At 54.2% G+C, this 17,651-nt stretch carries 16 protein-coding genes; 6 read left to right on the top strand and 10 right to left on the bottom strand.

The window, feature by feature from the left end; genetic code table 11:
- Positions 1-34: 34 nt before the first annotated feature.
- The 3 genes from J7380_RS13570 to J7380_RS13580 form a co-directional block, all read right to left on the bottom strand.
- Positions 35-736 (bottom strand): response regulator transcription factor, encoded by a 702-nt coding sequence (locus J7380_RS13570; RefSeq protein ID WP_209196309.1) that lies wholly within the window; start codon positions 734-736, stop codon positions 35-37.
- Positions 736-2,631 (bottom strand): PAS-domain containing protein, encoded by a 1,896-nt coding sequence (locus tag J7380_RS13575; RefSeq protein ID WP_209196310.1) that lies wholly within the window; start codon positions 2,629-2,631, stop codon positions 736-738. Before J7380_RS13575 ends, J7380_RS13570 begins: the two co-directional genes overlap by 1 nt.
- An 84-nt stretch (positions 2,632-2,715) precedes the next feature.
- Positions 2,716-4,248, bottom strand: a complete 1,533-nt coding sequence (locus J7380_RS13580) for an alkaline phosphatase family protein (RefSeq protein ID WP_209196403.1) — start codon at positions 4,246-4,248, stop codon at positions 2,716-2,718.
- A gap of 241 nt (positions 4,249-4,489) precedes the next feature.
- Between J7380_RS13580 and J7380_RS13585 the strand changes: the two genes are divergently transcribed.
- The 4 genes from J7380_RS13585 to J7380_RS13600 all read left to right on the top strand — a co-directional run bounded on the left by J7380_RS13585 (position 4,490) and on the right by J7380_RS13600 (position 8,399).
- Positions 4,490-5,614, top strand: a complete 1,125-nt coding sequence (locus tag J7380_RS13585) for an MlaE family lipid ABC transporter permease subunit (RefSeq protein ID WP_209196311.1) — start codon at positions 4,490-4,492, stop codon at positions 5,612-5,614.
- 1 nt (position 5,615) lies between these two features.
- A complete protein-coding gene (locus tag J7380_RS13590; RefSeq protein WP_209196312.1) occupies positions 5,616-6,431 on the top strand; it encodes an ATP-binding cassette domain-containing protein in 816 nt (271 codons plus the stop codon).
- Positions 6,432-6,558: 127 nt separating this feature from the next.
- The gene (locus tag J7380_RS13595; protein ID WP_348539109.1) at positions 6,559-7,752 is read left to right on the top strand and encodes an MlaD family protein; all 1,194 of its coding nucleotides are present in this window, start codon (positions 6,559-6,561) and stop codon (positions 7,750-7,752) included.
- A complete protein-coding gene (locus tag J7380_RS13600) occupies positions 7,749-8,399 on the top strand; it encodes an ABC-type transport auxiliary lipoprotein family protein (protein WP_209196314.1) in 651 nt (216 codons plus the stop codon). The genes J7380_RS13595 and J7380_RS13600 overlap by 4 nt, the downstream gene beginning before the upstream one ends.
- Before the next feature lie 41 nt (positions 8,400-8,440).
- Here the strand turns inward: J7380_RS13600 and J7380_RS13605 are convergent, their stop codons facing one another.
- From J7380_RS13605 to J7380_RS13615, 3 genes are all read right to left on the bottom strand, one after another.
- On the bottom strand, positions 8,441-10,378 hold the full coding sequence (locus tag J7380_RS13605) for a VWA domain-containing protein (RefSeq protein WP_209196315.1): 1,938 nt from the start codon (positions 10,376-10,378) through the stop codon (positions 8,441-8,443).
- The gene (locus J7380_RS13610; protein WP_209196316.1) at positions 10,375-10,914 is read right to left on the bottom strand and encodes an RNA polymerase sigma factor; all 540 of its coding nucleotides are present in this window, start codon (positions 10,912-10,914) and stop codon (positions 10,375-10,377) included. Before J7380_RS13610 ends, J7380_RS13605 begins: the two co-directional genes overlap by 4 nt.
- Before the next feature lie 61 nt (positions 10,915-10,975).
- The gene (locus J7380_RS13615) at positions 10,976-12,454 is read right to left on the bottom strand and encodes an FMN-binding glutamate synthase family protein (protein WP_247742558.1); all 1,479 of its coding nucleotides are present in this window, start codon (positions 12,452-12,454) and stop codon (positions 10,976-10,978) included.
- Between the two features lie 332 nt (positions 12,455-12,786).
- Here J7380_RS13615 and J7380_RS13620 point away from each other — a divergent pair, with 332 nt between their 5' ends.
- Both J7380_RS13620 and J7380_RS13625 read left to right on the top strand, forming a co-directional pair.
- Positions 12,787-13,155, top strand: coding sequence for a CrcB family protein (locus tag J7380_RS13620; protein ID WP_209196404.1), 369 nt, complete (start codon positions 12,787-12,789; stop codon positions 13,153-13,155).
- Positions 13,149-13,517, top strand: a complete 369-nt coding sequence (locus J7380_RS13625) for a CrcB family protein (RefSeq protein WP_348539104.1) — start codon at positions 13,149-13,151, stop codon at positions 13,515-13,517. Before J7380_RS13620 ends, J7380_RS13625 begins: the two co-directional genes overlap by 7 nt.
- 32 nt (positions 13,518-13,549) lie before the next feature.
- On the opposite strand, the gene J7380_RS13630 is transcribed toward J7380_RS13625, so the two are convergent.
- The 4 genes from J7380_RS13630 to J7380_RS13645 are packed head-to-tail and all read right to left on the bottom strand — an operon-like array spanning position 13,550 to position 17,532.
- A complete protein-coding gene (locus J7380_RS13630) occupies positions 13,550-13,876 on the bottom strand; it encodes a cytochrome C oxidase subunit IV family protein (protein WP_247742559.1) in 327 nt (108 codons plus the stop codon).
- Positions 13,869-14,501 (bottom strand): cytochrome c oxidase subunit 3, encoded by a 633-nt coding sequence (locus J7380_RS13635; RefSeq protein WP_209196319.1) that lies wholly within the window; start codon positions 14,499-14,501, stop codon positions 13,869-13,871. Before J7380_RS13635 ends, J7380_RS13630 begins: the two co-directional genes overlap by 8 nt.
- A complete protein-coding gene (locus J7380_RS13640) occupies positions 14,498-16,588 on the bottom strand; it encodes a cbb3-type cytochrome c oxidase subunit I (protein ID WP_209196320.1) in 2,091 nt (696 codons plus the stop codon). Before J7380_RS13640 ends, J7380_RS13635 begins: the two co-directional genes overlap by 4 nt.
- Positions 16,585-17,532, bottom strand: coding sequence for a cytochrome ubiquinol oxidase subunit II (locus J7380_RS13645; RefSeq protein ID WP_348539105.1), 948 nt, complete (start codon positions 17,530-17,532; stop codon positions 16,585-16,587). The genes J7380_RS13640 and J7380_RS13645 overlap by 4 nt, the downstream gene beginning before the upstream one ends.
- Positions 17,533-17,651 lie beyond the last annotated feature (119 nt).

Genomic DNA, 17,651 nt, shown 5'->3' on the forward strand with positions numbered 1-17,651 from the left:
GACCATGGACTGAAAAACTCATAATGCCGCACGCTTATTGCCAAACGACATCTCCCAGAAAAATGTAGCCTGCACCATAAATCGTTTTGATTAATCTGGGGTTTTTGGGGTCTTCACCCAATTTTGTACGCAGTCGGGAGATTCTGACATCCATCGCCCGATCAAAACTATCCCCTGCGGCACCGCCCAAAGTCTCTTGCATATGTGCCCGACTGATCAACCTTTTTGGGCTTTCCAGAAACAGCCGCAAAACTTCCCCTTCGGCGTGGCTGAATGGGGTCTCGGTCCCTGCTCCATCATCCAGAATGTAGCGATCGAAATAGGCAGTCCAGCCGTTAAAATGCGCCACATCAGAATGAGTTGGTCGCACCCGCGGCGCTCGCAACCGGGCCCGTATACGCGCAACAACTTCGGCAGGATCAAAGGGCTTGGTGATATAATCATCAGCACCCAATTCCAAACCGGTAACCCGGTCCTGTACCTGCGCTCGGCCCGAAATGATTATGACCGCTGCGCCTTGCTCTAGCGCCAGGCGATGCACCAGCGCCAGACCATCTGTGTCAGGCAATGAAAGATCCACCAGGCACACGTCTGGAGTAACACGTTTCAACGAGGCTTCGAACTCGCGCGCACGAGAGAAACTCTGGGTCCGGAAGCCTGCCTCCTCCAACGCATCGGTCAGTATCCGTCGAATTTCAGGTTCGTCATCAACGATCGTGACCAGTGGTTGGGTCATCAGGCGGCCTCGGTTCTGATCAGGGCGCAAAGTTGAGCGCGGGTGAATGGCTTGCGTAAAACTGGTGCACGGACAAGCGCTTGTTTGTGCAATGGGTCGGAATAGGGCAGCGAAGTCATTAGAATGCAGGGCACCGATGCGTTTATGTCGTCCAAGAGGTTCAACCCGGTCTCCTCTCCCTCAAGGCGGATATCCGACAGCACCAAGACTATGTCCTGTAAATTTTCAACCAAAGCCAAAGCCTCGGATTTCGAAGTTGCCTCGATCACGGAAAATCCCAGTTCGACCAGCATGTCGCGGAATTGGCTTCTGAGCGCGTCGCTGTCTTCGACCAGCAGCACAAGCCCCTCTTGCACGGGCGGAGCCGGTCTGTACGGCAAACGCAGCACCACAGAGGCGCCAGACGGTGTGTTGCGCAGATCCAAATCGCCGCCAGCCAGTTTGACCGTATCATAAACCATTGGCAAACCAAGCCCAGACCCCTTATTCCCCTTGGTGGTAAAAAACGGGTTGAGTGCTTTGTCCAATGCTTCAGTCGAAAAGCCGGGGCCGGTATCGGAAACCGCGATTTCCGCCCAGATGCTACCCACCTTATGCGCGCTGATGGTAATCTGACCTGTTTCACCACAGGCATCGCGCGCATTTAACACAAGGTTCAGCAGGGCATCCTGCACCATGCCTGAATCCAGCATCAAGGCGACGTCTGGCAGTGTATTGACCACCGATAGCCCAACACCGCGCGGCAACGACGGCGAGGCCAGAATGCGCAGGTCTTCAAGTAACCCACGCATATCGGTTGCCTTGGGTTGAGGAGTGCGATTGCCCGTCATATCCGCTATTCTGTTCAGCAATTGCCCCCCGCGGCGGGCGGTCTGCTGCGTGGCGGTGACCAACTCACGGGCATATTCCGGCAAGTCCATCTTTTGCAGTCGGGATTGCATTCCAAGAATGATCGTCAAGAGGTTCGAGAAATCATGGGCAAGGCCGCTGGTCATCTGGGCCGCCATGGCCCGACGGCGCGTTTGCTGCAAGGCGACCCGGGCTTGTGTTTCTTCGGTGATATCAACTGACATGACATAAACCCCGCCTTCTTTGTCTGGCGTGAAAGAAACACGAATACGTCGCGAACCCTGGTTTTCGGTGAACTCGAAAACGGATGTTTCCCCGTCATACGCTTTCTGAAGGTGCGGCTCGACTTTGTCATAGGCCGCAGCACCCAATGCCTCAGAAATATGCATCCCGATAATATCGGACGGACGGCCCGGCATCACTGAGTTCAGACGTCGATTGGAATAGTCATATCTTCCTTCAATATCCAAATGCGCTATATGAGCAGGCATCATTTCAGTCGTCATGCGCGTGCGGGCTTCGATTTCGGTCAACTGCCGCTTGGCTTCTTCCAATGCCGAATTTGTAGAAGCCAGCTTTCGGTTCGCTGCCGACAGTTCCTCGGCCCTGTCCAAAAGTTGCCCGGACAGTTCTACCGAACGGGCGCGCAGCAGGGCCTCAGCCTGTTTGGTGCTTGTGATATCTGTATAAACTGCAACCCACCCCCCCTTGGGCAATGGCGCGCCCTCGACCGAGATAACCTGACCGTTGGCCCGAACGCGTTCAAGGTAGTGGGGTTCAAAAGTCAAAGCCTGTCGGATTCGGCGTTCGACGATCTGGTCAGCATCGGCATCGTCGCCATACTCACCATGTGTCGCCAGATAGTGGATGGTATCCCGAAACAGCGCACCGGGTTTGACGAGGTCATCGGGCAGGTCAAACATCACCTGAAATGGTCGATTGCTTACAACCAGTCGCAGCTGACTGTCATAGATCGACAACGCCTGACCAATCAGATTCAACCCGGCCGACGTCATCGTTTTGATCTGTTCTTCGGTGATGTCCAATTTCACCCTCCCCGAGTTATATCCGTAACATCGGAAATCTCGCAGGTGTAGAGGCGTTAGCGCCCAAGGCCACGCAGAATTCGATCAATGCCTAGAGCGAGACTTTGGGCCGTCGGATGTAATCGCACATAATGACAACGTGTGGTCCATATTGCGCATTCGGTGCCGCAACATTTGGCGCGTAAGCCGGGCCAGTTCGGGTGCGTAGTCGGGGTTGGACGCCACGTTTTCAAGCTCTCCACGGCCCGTGTGGTCAAAAAGCATGGGAGGCAGATCCGCAGCGAACTCGACCAGAGTAAAGCGATGATCCCGCAATATTCCAAGAGATGAATCGCTGGGATCAGTCCCTAGCTGTTCCTGCCAGATCGTGGGGTTCAATGGTTCGGAAAAGTCCAGCTCACTAAAGGAATAGCTGCGCCAGTCCTCGGGCAGGTTCCCACGCAGCAAAGGCAGCAGAGACCGCCCGTCCATCGAATTTGGGATGGATTGCCCAATCCAGTCGAGAATAGTCGGGGTAACATCGATGGACTCGGTCGGAGCAGAAATGACGGAACCCGCTTGGTCTCGATTGCCAGGCAACCGGATCAAAAGGGGCGTGTGATAGGCCGCATCATAGACGGTCATTTTACCCCAGCTGTTTCGATCTCCGAGCATCTCTCCGTGGTCGGCAGTGATGATGATCAAAGTGTCGTCGTACTGGCCACTGTCCTTCAGGAACTGGACGACCCGTCCGATATGGTGGTCAACTTCCGTCGCCAACCCCAGATAAACAGACCGCAGAATTTGGATATTCTCAGGCGTCGGATCAACGTTCTTAAAACCCAGGACGAAATCAGCAGCAGTCTGTTTTTGCATGGTAGGTGCAAAGAACGGATGAACTTCGGCCTCGCTGTTCGCGCCCCCAAGCCCGGCAGGCAGAGGGAGCGACGTCGGGTCATACATGTTGTTGTAGGGGGCAGGTGCCACAAGGGGTGGATGCGGGCGGATATAGGTGAGATGTGCAAACCAATTCTGCCCAACAAGCGGCGCCATACTATTAAGGAATACATCCGTCAAAAACGCGGTGTCACTGTCTTTGGCCGCGTACAACGCTGGATCATTCAGCTTGGCGGGACCACCGGATTCAGAGACCGGTGAATGGACATCCCAATAGCTGTCAAAGGAATAGCCCTGTTTCATCAAGTGCGATCGCCATGGATAAGACTCTTCTAGTCGCATCTCGACCACTTCTTCGAACCCGGCCATGGGTTGTTCATAAGACCGAAGAACAGGGTCATTTGGGTCGTGTATCCTAGGGTCGGCCGTCGTGTCGGTATAGCCAAACAACAAAGGCGAATAGCCAGCCTTTCGCATTTCACTTGCTATGGTCGGAGTGTCGTGGCGCAAAGGTGTTCCGTTTCGCACGGATCGATGGTTCATCGCATATTGCCCGGTCAGGATAGAGGCGCGCGACGGGCCACAAGGGTTGGTCACTGAAAAATGCCTGTCGAACGTCACCGCCTCGTGCATGAAGGCGCGCATGTTGGGCAGGTCGACATGTCCCGCCAGTGCGCCGTTCAGACAATCGGCCCTAAGCTGGTCAATAATGATAAAAAGGACATTCCCGGCGCGTTGCATCCCAATTCCTCTGATCCTGCTGGCTTGGCTTTTGATGCGGACATTGTCCGGGTTCTGCCCAAGCAGCAACAGATTCGTCACACTTGGCCTTAGTTAAGATCAGACTTGAAACGTGTCTGTCGGCTTGATCGATCAATCCTGCGTCTGAAACTGTCACACATGCGCTATTGAGAGGAGAGAATAACCAGAATCTTTCGAAAAATACGTTGCAGCGCACGCGTGTTTTAAATCACATACGCTCATGACCCGACCAACCGTAAATTTGAACCATGATGCTGAAGGCATCAGCATTCTAGTGTCGGGTGAACTGCTAACCCAAACCCTAAGCAGTATAGAAGCCGCATTCTCATCCTTCACGCCTACGGGGAACAAGGTCGTTGTCGACCTGTCAGACGTTAAGGCAATGGATACAAGCGGCGCATGGCTGGTCGCCGATCTGACGCGCCGGGTTCAAAAGGCAGGGGGTGAGATTGATCTTCATGGTGCGTCACCTGCCTATTCCGACCTGATTGCGACTGTGTCCAAAAGCATCCCCGATGACCCAGTAACTGAAATTCACCATCGCAGCTTTGGAGACTGGGTGGAAAGCGTCGGCAAGCGGACGGCGGGTGGGTGGAAAGACACCCTGTCGATGCTGGACTTTCTTGGCCTGACGCTGCACCGACTAGGTCGGACCCTTCTGAACCCACGCAGGCTACGGCGGGCGGCTCTGGTCTCGCAGATGGAAGAGGTCGGTTTCAAAGCCATTCCGATCGTTGCCTTGATGGGTTTTCTGATTGGCGTCGTTTTGGCATTCCAAGGTGCAACCCAGTTGAAACAGTTCGGCGCCGAGATTTTCGTGGTCGAACTGATCTCGATCTCGGTTTTACGGGAATTGGGCATTCTTCTGACGGCTATTATTGTGGCCGGTAGGTCGGGTTCGGCTTTCACCGCGTCCATAGGCTCGATGAAAGTGCAGGAAGAGATTGATGCCATGCGCACCTTGGGCCTGGACCCGATCGAGGTTCTGGTCATCCCGCGGGTGGTCGCCTTGCTGATTATGTTGCCGATCCTTGGCTTTATTTCCGATATCTCCGCCCTGATCGGCGGTGGACTGATGAGCTGGATCGACCTCGACGTCAGCCCCGGAATGTTCGCGACGCGGTTAAAGGAAAACACAGGCATTTGGCAATTTGCGATCGGCATGATCAAAGCCCCCTTCTTTGCGCTGGTCATTGGGGTGATAGCCTGCTGGCAGGCAATGCAGGTCAAGGGGTCTGCTCAAAGCGTCGGGCAAAGAACAACTTCATCAGTTGTCCAATCCATATTTATGGTTATTGCACTTGACGCTTTGTTCTCGATCTTCTTCTCGGTCATGGGGGTCTGACATGGACGGAACCGTTCTGCAGAAAACAACCCAGGCCGACACACAGCGCGAAGCCGTCATTCGTGTACGTAACCTGACCAACCAGTTCGGGCCGCAGGTGGTTCACCAGCACCTTGATCTGGACGTCTGGCGCGGTGAGGTACTGGGCATCGTCGGCGGGTCAGGTACTGGTAAGTCCGTACTGCTACGGACAATTGTCGGGCTGAACAAACCTGCAGCTGGCAGTATTGAAGTTCTGGGCGTCGACGTGCTGAACGGTCCAGAACAGGAGCGTCGAAGGATTGAACAGCGTTGGGGTGTTGCATTCCAGGATGGGGCGCTGTTTTCGTCACTTACCGTTTTGCAGAATGTCATCGCTCCTCTGCGCGAACATACTGGTATGAGTGAAAGCTTAATGTGCGCACTTGGCAGTTTGAAAATCAGCCTGGTTGGTTTGCCACAACTGAGTTGCGGCAAGTTTCCTTCGGAACTTTCGGGCGGGATGCGCAAGCGGGCTGCGCTGGCCCGCGCGTTGGCAATGGATCCCGAAATCGTATTCTTGGATGAGCCCACGGCCGGGTTGGACCCGATCGGAGCCGCCGCTTATGACGACCTGATCGGAGAACTGCAAAATGCGCTGGGATTAACTGTATTCATGGTCACTCACGATCTGGACAGCCTGTATGCCATTTGTGACCGTATTGCCGTTCTCGCGGAAAAACGCGTTTTGGTTGAAGGGCCGATTGAAGAAATGACCAAAGTCGATCATCCTTGGGTGCAAGAATATTTCACCGGCCCTCGGGCGCGCGCAGCGCAAGAGAAAGGGCAAAGCAGGTAGAACCATGGAAACCCGAGCGAATTATATCCTGATCGGCGCCTTCACCCTTGCGGGCATACTTGGTGCTTTCGGGTTCTTTCTGTGGCTCGCCAAATTCGAAATCTCGCGGCAATACGCTTATTATGATGTGTTGTTCGACAACGTCTCGGGCCTATCCGCTGCTGGTGGAGTCAGCTACAATGGCCTGCCGGTAGGTCAGGTGATTTCTCTGAATCTCGATGAAAATGACCCTTCAAAAGTACGCGTTCGCCTGGAAGTTGACGCAGAAATCCCGGTTACGACAGAGACAATCGCTCAGTTACAATCGCTTGGTGTAACAGGTGTCAGCTATGTCGAGCTGACCGGTGGTTCGTCCACAGCCGAACGTCTACCACAAGATAGCCTCATCAAAAGTAAACGCAGCGCGATACAATCCTTATTCGAAGGCGCTCCGCTGCTGATGGAAAAAGCAATAACGTTGCTAGAAGACATCAATGAGGTCGTCGACGACAAGAACCGGCAGGCGGTTTCGGATATTCTGGAAAACGTCGCCTCGGCCACTGGTCGCCTAGATAAGACACTGTCAGACTTTGAAGGCCTGTCGTCTGATCTGGGCGGAGCCGCACGTGAGATTTCTGCTTTCTCAAAACGGCTTGATAATCTGGCGGACACGGCGGAAACAACGCTGGAAACTGGTACGGACACTTTAAAAAGCGTTAAAACAGCGTCCGAATCCGCCGCAGCTGCCTTGGACAGTGCAAAGGTTACTTTTGAAACAGCGGATCAGGTCATCCAACAGGATCTCAAACCATTCATTGAGCAAGCCTCGTCTTTGGCTGAGAACTTGTCGGGCCTGTCGGATGAAGGCAGCGTCGCGCTGGCAACCGTTTCCGAGACTTTCCTTAATGCAAACAAAACCCTTGGTACGATCACTGGTGCGATGGAAGCGGCTAAGGGAACCCTCACCTCGGCCGAGCGTGCCTTTGACTCGGCGAACCGAGTGATTAACGAAGACGTGGGAGAGGTGGTTGCAGACATTCGTAACGCAGCCAATCAGGTGGCGAACACTGTCACACGGGTAACCGACCGGCTGGACGAAATATCAGCTGATGTTCTCAGTGCTTCAAAGTCCGCTTCTGAATTGCTAGGCACGATTGACGGCATCGTTCAAGAGAACCGCCGTCAACTGTCTGATTTCATGCGAGTTGGCTTGCCCCAATTCACTCGCTTTATCGAAGAATCCCAACGGCTTGTCGTTAGCCTCGATCGGTTGGTCGACAAGGTCGAACGCGATCCTGCACGCTTTTTGCTGGGAACCCAAGCATCGGAGTTTCGCCAATGATCAGGATATTCCTTGCTTTACTGGCGGTTGCGGCCATCGCGGGCTGTACAGGACTGGGAACGCTTACGCAGGCGTCTAAACCGAACGATCTCTACTTGCTCACGCCCAAAAGCACATTTTCAACGTCCTTGCCGCGAATCCAACGACAGATTGTAGTGGAAGAACCGACCGCAACAGCGGCGGTCAATACGGATCAGATCGCGGTGCAACCTACACCGCTTCAGGTGCAATACCTACCGCGGGCGCGTTGGGTGGACCGGGCACCTTTGATTGTTCAATCCCTGCTGGTCGAAAGCTATGAAAACAGCGGAAAAGTCGCTGCAGTCGGACGGTCTATTGTCGGTTTGCGCGCGGATTATGTCATAGTCCCAGACCTACGCGAATTTCAGGGAATCGTCGTAGCACAACCCGACGGCTCATCAATTGTACGGGTCGAAGTCAGAATGAATATCAAAATCATCGATGAGTTCGAAGACAAGATCATCGCGTCGGACTCGTTTCAGGAATATGTCATTTCAGAAAGCGACCAGACACCCGATCTGGTCAATGCCTTTGACGTCGCATTGGGCAAGACCATGCGCGACGCTGTCGAATGGAGTGTTCGGAGAATACACACCCACGCCAGCAACAACCCTAGGTCTTTCTGACAGAGGTTGCTGGGTGCCGCGCAGGACGGCACCCGTTGTGACTAACGTTCAAGCGATTGCGCGAGGCGCATCAGCGTCACAGCTTCTGATCGATACCCAAACGGATCATCGCCACGGGATGTGCTGGCCAGTGCGATGGCTTCATCGTAAGACCAGCCATTTAGATATAAACCTCGGCGTAGTAACTGGCCGAACCCAGCAATGGCATATGAGAAACCAATATCTTTGGTCACGTCGCCCTGCCCGGCGAAAATCGGTTCCTGGATCAATTGGCTTTCTTCTGAGCCCGGTGCTTTGAAGCGCAGCTTCAAGTAGCCAATCTCATCAGACGCGTCGGACACCACGCTGTCGGCATAGCGAAGAGGTTCGTTCCTAATGGCCTCAGACCCCACCGGGGTCACTTCGTATATCGCCGTGACCGAATGCCCTGCCCCGATATCTCCGGCATCGACCTTGTCGTTTGCAAAGTCCTCGCGGCGGAGGCTTCGGGTTTCATAGCCGATCAGGCGGTATTCAGCGATCTGAGCGGGATTGAACTCGACCTGAATCTTCACGTCATTTGCGATCGGGAACAATGCACCTGTCAGTTGGTCGACCAGAATTTTACGCGCCTCGCTCAAGGTGTCGATGTAAGCGGCCTGACCGTTCCCATTCTGAGCCAGCGTCTGCATGACCTCATCGTCAAGATTGCCGCGCCCAAACCCCAGAACGCTGAGATATGTTCCGCTGTCTCGCTTGCGAGCAATAAAGTCCCGCAGCGCTTCGGGATCAGCCATCCCAACATTGAAATCACCATCCGTCGCCAAAAGGACTCGGGTAACCTCACCTTCAGCAGACATAGTTTCCGCCACTTCATAGGCTTGCTGTAACCCGGCCTGCCCTGCAGTCGAACCACCGGCCTCAAGGCGCTGAAGGGCAGCTAGGATCTTACCTTGATCAGAAGCAAATGTCGGTTCCAGAACTTGTCCAGCGCTGCCTGCATAGGTGACGATAGACACCTGATCCTCGGGCCGCAACTCAGCCAGCATTAAGCGGAAGGACTTCTTGAGCAGCGGCAGTTTATTGGCGTCCTGCATCGAACCCGACGTATCGATCAGAAAGACAAGGTTAAGCGGCGGGCGTTCCTCGACAACCGGCATCGTACCTTGAATTGCGACATGGACAAGCTGAGTCCCATCGTTCCAAGGGGTTGGGCTTACAGTGATCGAAGGTCGGAAAGGCGCCTGATCCTCGGGCAGAGGATAGGCGTAGGGGAAGTAGTTTATCATTTCCTCGATACGCACCGCATCACGCGGGGGCATTTTGCCATTCAGCAACGACGACCGAACGATTGAATATGAGGCCGTATCGACGTCGATCGAAAATGTGGACACGGGATCGTCTGCTGTAATTTTCAGCGGGTTTGTTTCGGCAGTGGCAAACGCCTCAGTATCCCTTTCGAGGGACAAGCCATGCAGGCGCGACAGCTCAGATGGCGTGCTGCCGCCCTCATCCGCAGTCAGGGAATTACCATTTACGACGGATTTCTGGCCTGTAGCCCGCTGGTTTCTCGACTCAGTCAATGGGGCGGCGAGTTCGGCCAACACTGGGGCTTCATACACTGGCTCACTGTTACCGAGAGCGTCTTCAGCCTCAGCCACCACATTTTGTGGGGCATCGGATTGGACTTGTTTCCAGGACGTCGGGTTCGGCACATAGTCACGTGTCTGCGGCAGGACCACAACCAAAGCAACGGCTGCAACGGCTGTCGTGGCCGTCAGCAGACCACGGTGTGAGAGGGCATTCAACATGGATTTCGCTCCTTTTGTCACGCGGGCCAACGGGCCTCGTCTGACAGTGGGACGGTCCTGGGCCGACGATCCTTGGAGCGCCACAAAGTTTTTTTGCGCCAGTTCCATATTGGCGGCTCGACGGGTTGCGTCTGGACCCGGGGTCGAGACGTCCATTACTTTCTTCAACTGCTCAAGATCATCGGTCATTGTGCCAACTCCTCTTGTCGCATTGCACGCAGACGCTTTCGAATTTCAGCAAGACGCCATGACACGGTACCTTCGGACACTCCCAATATTTCACCCGCCTGCGCATGCGTCATCTCATCTTCAAGGGTCAGGGCCAGCGTCTCCTGCAAGTCGAGCGGCAACAACCGCATCGCTGTTTGCAGCCACTCGACGGCTTCCGCCACCTCGGCTGCTTCGGCGCGGCGCATCTGCTCAACGTCGCCCCACCCAAGCGCGGCTCTGCTGCGCGTCGCCTGCCTGCGGCGTGTGTCCTCGACGGCGTTCACCACAACGCGATACAACCAAGTGGTAAACTTCGACCGCGCTTGAAACCCGGCAATCTTGGACGGCAAACTGGCACAGATATCCTGAGTAATATCCTCGGCCTGTTCCTCGCGGCCGGTCAATCGATAGGCCAGACGGAAAATTCGATCGTAGTGACGCTCCAGAAGGACAGCAAACGCTTTAGCGTCCCCTTCAATCGCGGCTTGAGCCAAGTCTTCATCCGACGTTTCCATGCGCATCACGATGAGTAAGACGCACCTGAAAGGTCAATCCTTGGCGGCATTCGTAAAAAAATCAGAAATGTTCAGAGGTGGCTTGTTCCCAATCAGCCGCATACTCATCCGGAATGGAACCTGAAAGGAAAGCACCGGAATCGACCAGCGTGTATTGATCAGCATAGGAATTCTCACGCTCATCTGCGGTACGGCGCCGGATATCTGATGGGTGCAACTCGGCGGTGGTTTCTTTGCCCATAGCCCCCAGAATTTCTACAAAGCTTTCCACAGTCGCGTCATGGTAGCGCTGAACACGCTTGCGTTTTTGCGGTACGTTCACCGCTCTCCCCCTGATCGGGTCTTGGGTCGCCACGCCGGACGGGCATCTGTTTGTGTTGCAGTGCAAGGCCTGAATACAACCTACCGCGAACATCATCGCCCGAGCCGAGTTGCACATATCGGCACCCAACGCGAATTTCTCGATCATGTCATATCCCGTCGCCACTTTGCCCGAGCAAATGATCCTGATCTGATCCCGCAACCCTACACCGCGCAGGCAGTTGTTGACGAAGATCAGAGCCTCGTTCAGAGGCATCCCCAGTCGATTGGTGAATTCGACCGGGGCGGCGCCGGTGCCACCTTCGGCACCGTCAATGGTGATGAAGTCCGGCACAATCCCTGTTGCAAGCATCGCCTTGCAGATCGCCATGAACTCAGACGGGCGTCCAATACACAGTTTAAACCCGACCGGCTTACCACCTGACATTTCGCGCAGATGCTGTACGAAATGCATCAGCCCCGTTGGCCCCTCAAACGCAGAGTGCACCGGTGGAGAAATAACGTCCTGATGCACCGGCACACCCCGGATTTGAGCGATTTCTTCGTCAACTTTCGCGGCAGGCAGCACACCGCCATGAGATGGCTTGGCCCCTTGCGACAGCTTGATTTCAATCGCCTTGACAACTTCTGTGCCGGCTTTTTCGGCAAATTTGTCCTTGTCGAAACCGCCATCGGCAGTCCGACACCCAAAGTAACCGGTTCCAATCTGCCATATGATGTCTCCGCCCTCGGCCAAATGGTGCGGGGACAACCCACCTTCGCCCGTATTGTGGGCGAATCCACCATCCTTGGCGCCACCATTCAAAGCTCTGATCGCGTTTGCGCTCAAGGCACCAAAACTCATGGCAGATACATTCAATCGCGAGGCGTTGTAGGGCTGGCTGCATTGGGGGCCACCCAGCAAGACACGCTTTTCACTTTCATCCACATGTTTGGGCGCGAGCGAGTGGTTGGCGCGGTGATATCCAACGGTCAGGATATCGTATTGCGTACCAAACGCCTGCGTATCCACCTGCCCCTTGGCGCGCGCATAGACCAACCCACGGATGATACGATTAAAAGGTCGGCCACTTTCGTTGGTCTCAACGAAATACTGACGTATCTCGGGGCTGACGAACTCTAACATATATCGGAAGTGACCTAGAACCGGATAGTTGTTGAGCACATTGTGCTTGGTGGTCAGAACGTCATAAAGCCCGATCACTGAATATGGTACCAAGAATATCAACAACCAATGCGCAGGAGGCCAAAAGAGTCCCCAAACAACCGTCAGCGGCAGACACACATAACTGAGAAAATAAAATAATCTGCGGACGATCATCCTAGCTCTCCAAATCAGATGGCGGTTCGATCAAATCGTGGGGGCATTTGGCGTTTGATTGCAAGCATTTGTATCAGTGCATGTTGATGGCGGTGATTTTGACGGCAGGGCTTCAGGTCGGCTCATAGTTGATCCTACTTTAGTCACACGGTATCCAACTCGCACGCTTGAAACGGACGAAACCATTGGCCCAAAAATCTACCCACCCGAAGGTTTCAGCCACAGCGTGGATGTTTTTGGCTGTTTTCGTGGGCGGCGCAGCAGGGTCGTTGTTTCGAGAGGCTTTTTCTATAGAGATCCCCGGCATTCGGATCCTAACAACAACCTTCGGGATTAATATTGCGTCCTGTTTTGTCTTGGGCTGGCTATATTCCATAAGGCACCGCGTACATGCCCATGTCCTGCACCTTGGCGCTGTCGGGTTTTGCGGCGGGTTATCTACCTTTTCCTCTTTTGTTGCAGACTTAGACATGTTGGCCGCCATAAACCCCTGGTACACCGTAGTGGCTGCCGTACTTGAGATCGCATGTGGCCTGATTGCCGCCCTCGCGGGCGAAGCAATAGGTCGCCGCGTTTTCAACACGAGGTCCGGGTGTTGAGCGAATTTTACCAGCATATAATGTTTGGTTTAGGCGGGGGTCTAGGTGCGGTCCTGCGCCATTGGGTGGCTTTGAAAATCAATCACGATTTGCCTTTCGCGACGTTGATCGTAAATGTTGCAGGAAGCTTCATTCTGGGCCTCTGGATCGGGTACCTCGGCGGGGTGACTGAGATAAGCGAGGAACAGAAACACCTTGTTTTCGGCTTCTGCGGTGGCTTCACAACCTTTTCAAGCTTTGCATATCAATCGCTGGAGTTGCGGCGCAAGAACACATTTGCCTTGGCTGCGGGCAACATATGCCTCAGCCTTGCCTTGTGCTGGATAGCGCTTGGATGTGGTCTTTTATTGACGAGGCTTTGAATACCGAAGCGTTCGCGTTTCCAACTTGGTCACTACATTGGAAACGTGTGCATGCGCACCGCCAAATTTCCCATGATCCAGATTGTACCGACTATGATGATCAGCAAAACCAGCGTTGAAAACAACACAAGATCCAAATCTTCACGGCTGCTGCGCCTGCGGTCAATGTGAAGGAAGTAGACCAGCTGTAAAATCAATTGCGCAAGTCCCAGCAATCCAATGGTCAGATAGACGCCCTTGGTCGCAATGCCGAAGACAAAAGCTGCCATGAAGACAGAGATGGTCAGCAGAAGTGAGCCGCCATATCCTATAAGATAACGGCGGCGTTCCCGACGGTGCATTTCGCTTCGCTTATCCATAGGCAAGCCCTCCGAAATAAACGATCGTGACGATCCCGATCCAGATCAGGTCAAGGAAATGCCAAAACAAGGCCAACCGGACGACCCGCGACATAAGCAGGTCTGTCAGACCGAAAACGCGAAACTGGATGCCCAGCACGATCAACCAGATACAACCGGCAGCAACGTGCAGGCCGTGCAGTGGAACGAGGCCATAGAAAGCGGACAGAAACCCGCTGCGTTGGGGAATGCCTCCCTTTTCAGCCATCGCCATGAAATCACTCAATTCAAGAACCAGAAAACTCAACCCCAGAACCAGCGTGACGCCAAACCACATCACAATGCGTGAGCGTGGCAGGTTGTACTTCAGAGCCAGCATCGCCAATCCCACAGTCAAGCTGCTCGTTAGCAAGATGAGCGTTTGGGCAAAAATGCTCTTGAGGTTGAACAGCTCATGCGGACCGGGTCCACCGGCCTGCGCATCTATCATGGTGATGTAGATCGCGAACATCAGACCAAAATAGACAAGGTCGCTCATTAGAAAGACCCAAAAACCGAATGTGACGACTTCACTGGCCTTGTCCGCTTCGGGATGCCTGCGGCCCAGGTTCAATCCGGGGTAACTATGGGTTGGAGCGCGCTTCATGTTGCGGCCTCCATATCTGGTCGCGCAAGACCACGGTTTTCAGGTGTGCATTCATGGTCGCGATTGACAGGGTCCGAATTGCTTACGATCTCAAGCCATGCTTCATGCTGTTTGCGCACCTCGGTGGCCGGTATGACCTCTTCGGTGTCCGTTTGGAACGTCCAGGCGATGAACGCCACGACGATAAGGACGCTCATCAACGCGGCCAACCACCAGATCCACCAGACAAGCGCGAACATCCAAACACCACTGAAGACACACAAAACGAAACCGATCGCCGTATTGCGCGGCAGCAAAATATCCTCGTAAGCCTCAGGCCGCGGGTAAGCTTCGTTTCGTTCCTTGGCCGCAGCAAAATCATCCCGCTCGGTCACGTTGGGAATGATGGCGAAGTTGTAAGGCGGCGGCGGCGCCGGCGTCGACCATTCCAGAGTGCGGGCATCCCATGGGTCGCCAACCGGCACGCGTGTTTTCTCGCGGTCTCTTATACTGATCCATAGCTGCGCAACGACCGCCAGCAATGCTGACAGGATCACCAGTGATCCAACCGCCGCAACGATCATATAGGGGTGGAAGCTGGTGTCCTCCCAACTGAAAGACCGTCTGGGCATCCCCATCAGACCGACGAAATACAGCGGCAAAAAGGTCAACATGAACCCAACTGTCCACAGAACAACCGTCAGTCGCCCCCAAGCTTCGTTCAGTCGAAACCCAAAGGCCTTGGGGAACCAGTAGTTATATCCGGCCAGCAAACCAAACAACACCCCGGGCAACAACACGTTGTGGAAATGCGCGACAAGAAACAGCGTGTTGTGAACCTGATAATCCAACGTTGGATTAGCCAGAAGAACGCCACTGAGGCCCCCAATCACAAACAGCATAAGGAATGCGAGGCCATACAGCATCGGGACCGAGAAACGGATACGGCCCCGAAACAGTGTGGCCATCCAGTCATAAACCTTCACTCCGGTCGGAATAGCGATCAGCATCGTCGCAATCCCAAACACCGCATTTATCAGCGCGCTTTGACCCATCGTGAAAAAATGGTGCAGCCAGACCGTGAACGACATAATCGCGATCGACATCGTGGCGATGACAAGCGAGTTGTAGCCGTACAGTCGTTTCGCCGAAAAGGTAGCGAAGATCTCGGAATAAATCCCATACGCGGGAAGGACCAGCAGATAGACCTCGGGGTGGCCGAACAGCCAGAACAGATTTGCATAGTTCATCATGTTCCCACCAAGGTCATTGGTGAAAAAATGGAAGTCCAGATATCGATCCGCCGCCAACATCAGAGCCGCCACGCCTAGCGGTGGCATTGCGAAAACGATCAGGATCGAACTGCAGATGATCGTCCAACAATACATCGGCAGACGCATGAAGGTCATACCGGGCGCGCGCAATTTATAGATCGTTACCGCGAAGTTTATGCCTGTCAGAGTTGTTCCGATGCCCGACACAACAATGGCCCAGATCCAGTAGTCCGGCCCTACACCGGGGTTAAAGGCTGCTCCGGTATAGGGTGGATAGGCCGTCCAGCCACCGGTCGAGAACTCTCCGACCACCAATGAAACCATCAGCATCATGCCTGCGGAGACCGTAAGACCAAGGCTGATCTGGTTCATGACCGGAAAGGCGACATCTCGTGCACCGATCATCAGGGGAACCAAAAAATTCGCAATGCCGAACACGAAGGGAACCGCGACAAAGAAAATCATGATTGTGCCATGGGTACTGAACAGTTCGGCAAAGTGTTCAGCTTCCAGAAAACCTTCACCTGGGCCTGCGGCCTGCTGAGCGCGCATGACAACACCTTCAAGAACGCCCCGAGCCAACATGACGATGGCAAAGACGATGTACATGATGCCGATTTTCTTGTGATCCGCGCTGGTCAGCCAATCGCGCCACAGCGGGCCCCAAAGACGAAACCAAGTCAGTAGGCCGACAACGGCTATTGCTCCGACTATTACAATCGCAGCGGCGGCGTTGGCGACGATCTCATTGGCGTTCGGAGACTGGATCAGCCCCGCAATCGGAAAAGATTCCCAACTCAGGCGGCCGAATATTCCGCTGTACTCAGTCGTCATTGTCCGCCCTCCTGACCATATGAAACGGTCCCGGGCTGCTGCGCTGCCGACAAAGCTTGGCCGCTGTGGTAACGGTGCAGAATAGAATGAAACAAGTCGCCGTCATCCAGTGTGAAATACAAGGCGTTCAGAGGCATCGTCGCGGTACCCAATGCAGCCTGCACCTCGTCCCTGTCGCTGCGCATTGCCAGTGTTTTATAGGTCTCGGTTGTTAGCGGAATGCCGTTGGCGCGCACGCTGTTTACCCACGCATCGAAATCCCGCAACTGCATGGCCTGTGTCAGGAATTTTTGCTTGGTAAAGCCCCGGCCATTATACTGCGTGTTTTCACCCTGCATGGTCTTTGGCGTGTTGGCGACGAGATGCAGTTGAGTGGTCATTCCCGGCATCGCGTAAATCTGGCCGGCTAAGGCAGGGATCATGAAAGACTGCATAACGGTGTCGGTCGTCAACGTTATCGCGACTTGTTGCCCTACAGGTATCCCGAACTCTCCCACAGTGGCGATGCCATGGTCCGGGTAGATAAACAACCATTTCCAATCCAGCCCGACCACCTGAACCTTCACTGCGGGCGTTTCGCCGAATTGTGCCGAGTAGGGATCCAGCCGATGGGTCGATTTCCACAAATAAAATGACAAAACTGCAACAATCACGACCGGAATACCCCACATCAAAAATTCCAGACGCGCCGAAAAATCCCAACTCGGTTCGTAAGCCGCCTTACTGTGCTTGCGTCTGCGATAACGCAGAGCAATCAACGGAACCAAGCAAAGTACCGGTACTACCGCGATCATGATCAGAAGGGTTGCCCGCACCAAGTGAGTTTTCTGGACAGACGCGATGGGACCCTGAGGATCCATAAAGCTGTCGCTGGCATGAGCAACCGTCGCAAAAAACCCTGTTGCCACAACTAAAATGGCAAATGGCAAAACAATGGATGACACTCTGTAGTGGGTCACGCCTGCTCGCCCTCCTGCAGTGCTTGTGCTGGCCAAACTATCGGCACAGTCTGGAAAATTCTCAAGAGTTTTCCGAAACCGTAAATTGTCCTGCTCCTATTTCA

Origin of the sequence: Ruegeria sp. R8_1 (genome assembly GCF_017743815.1) — a bacterium.
In the GTDB taxonomy this organism is placed as follows: domain Bacteria; phylum Pseudomonadota; class Alphaproteobacteria; order Rhodobacterales; family Rhodobacteraceae; genus Ruegeria; species Ruegeria lacuscaerulensis_A.

What these genes read in the sequence shown, in the direction of transcription:
- J7380_RS13570 (WP_209196309.1), bottom strand. Translation starts at nt 736, where the DNA reads ATGACCCAACCACTGGTCACGATCGTTGATGACGAACCTGAAATTCGA.
- J7380_RS13580 (WP_209196403.1), bottom strand. Translation starts at nt 4,248, where the DNA reads ATGCAACGCGCCGGGAATGTCCTTTTTATCATTATTGACCAGCTTAGG.
- J7380_RS13585 (WP_209196311.1), top strand. Translation starts at nt 4,490, where the DNA reads ATGACCCGACCAACCGTAAATTTGAACCATGATGCTGAAGGCATCAGC.
- J7380_RS13590 (WP_209196312.1), top strand. Translation starts at nt 5,616, where the DNA reads ATGGACGGAACCGTTCTGCAGAAAACAACCCAGGCCGACACACAGCGC.
- J7380_RS13600 (WP_209196314.1), top strand. Translation starts at nt 7,749, where the DNA reads ATGATCAGGATATTCCTTGCTTTACTGGCGGTTGCGGCCATCGCGGGC.
- J7380_RS13605 (WP_209196315.1), bottom strand. Translation starts at nt 10,378, where the DNA reads ATGACCGATGATCTTGAGCAGTTGAAGAAAGTAATGGACGTCTCGACC.
- J7380_RS13610 (WP_209196316.1), bottom strand. Translation starts at nt 10,914, where the DNA reads ATGGAAACGTCGGATGAAGACTTGGCTCAAGCCGCGATTGAAGGGGAC.
- J7380_RS13620 (WP_209196404.1), top strand. Translation starts at nt 12,787, where the DNA reads ATGTTTTTGGCTGTTTTCGTGGGCGGCGCAGCAGGGTCGTTGTTTCGA.
- J7380_RS13630 (WP_247742559.1), bottom strand. Translation starts at nt 13,876, where the DNA reads ATGGATAAGCGAAGCGAAATGCACCGTCGGGAACGCCGCCGTTATCTT.
- J7380_RS13635 (WP_209196319.1), bottom strand. Translation starts at nt 14,501, where the DNA reads ATGAAGCGCGCTCCAACCCATAGTTACCCCGGATTGAACCTGGGCCGC.
- J7380_RS13640 (WP_209196320.1), bottom strand. Translation starts at nt 16,588, where the DNA reads ATGACGACTGAGTACAGCGGAATATTCGGCCGCCTGAGTTGGGAATCT.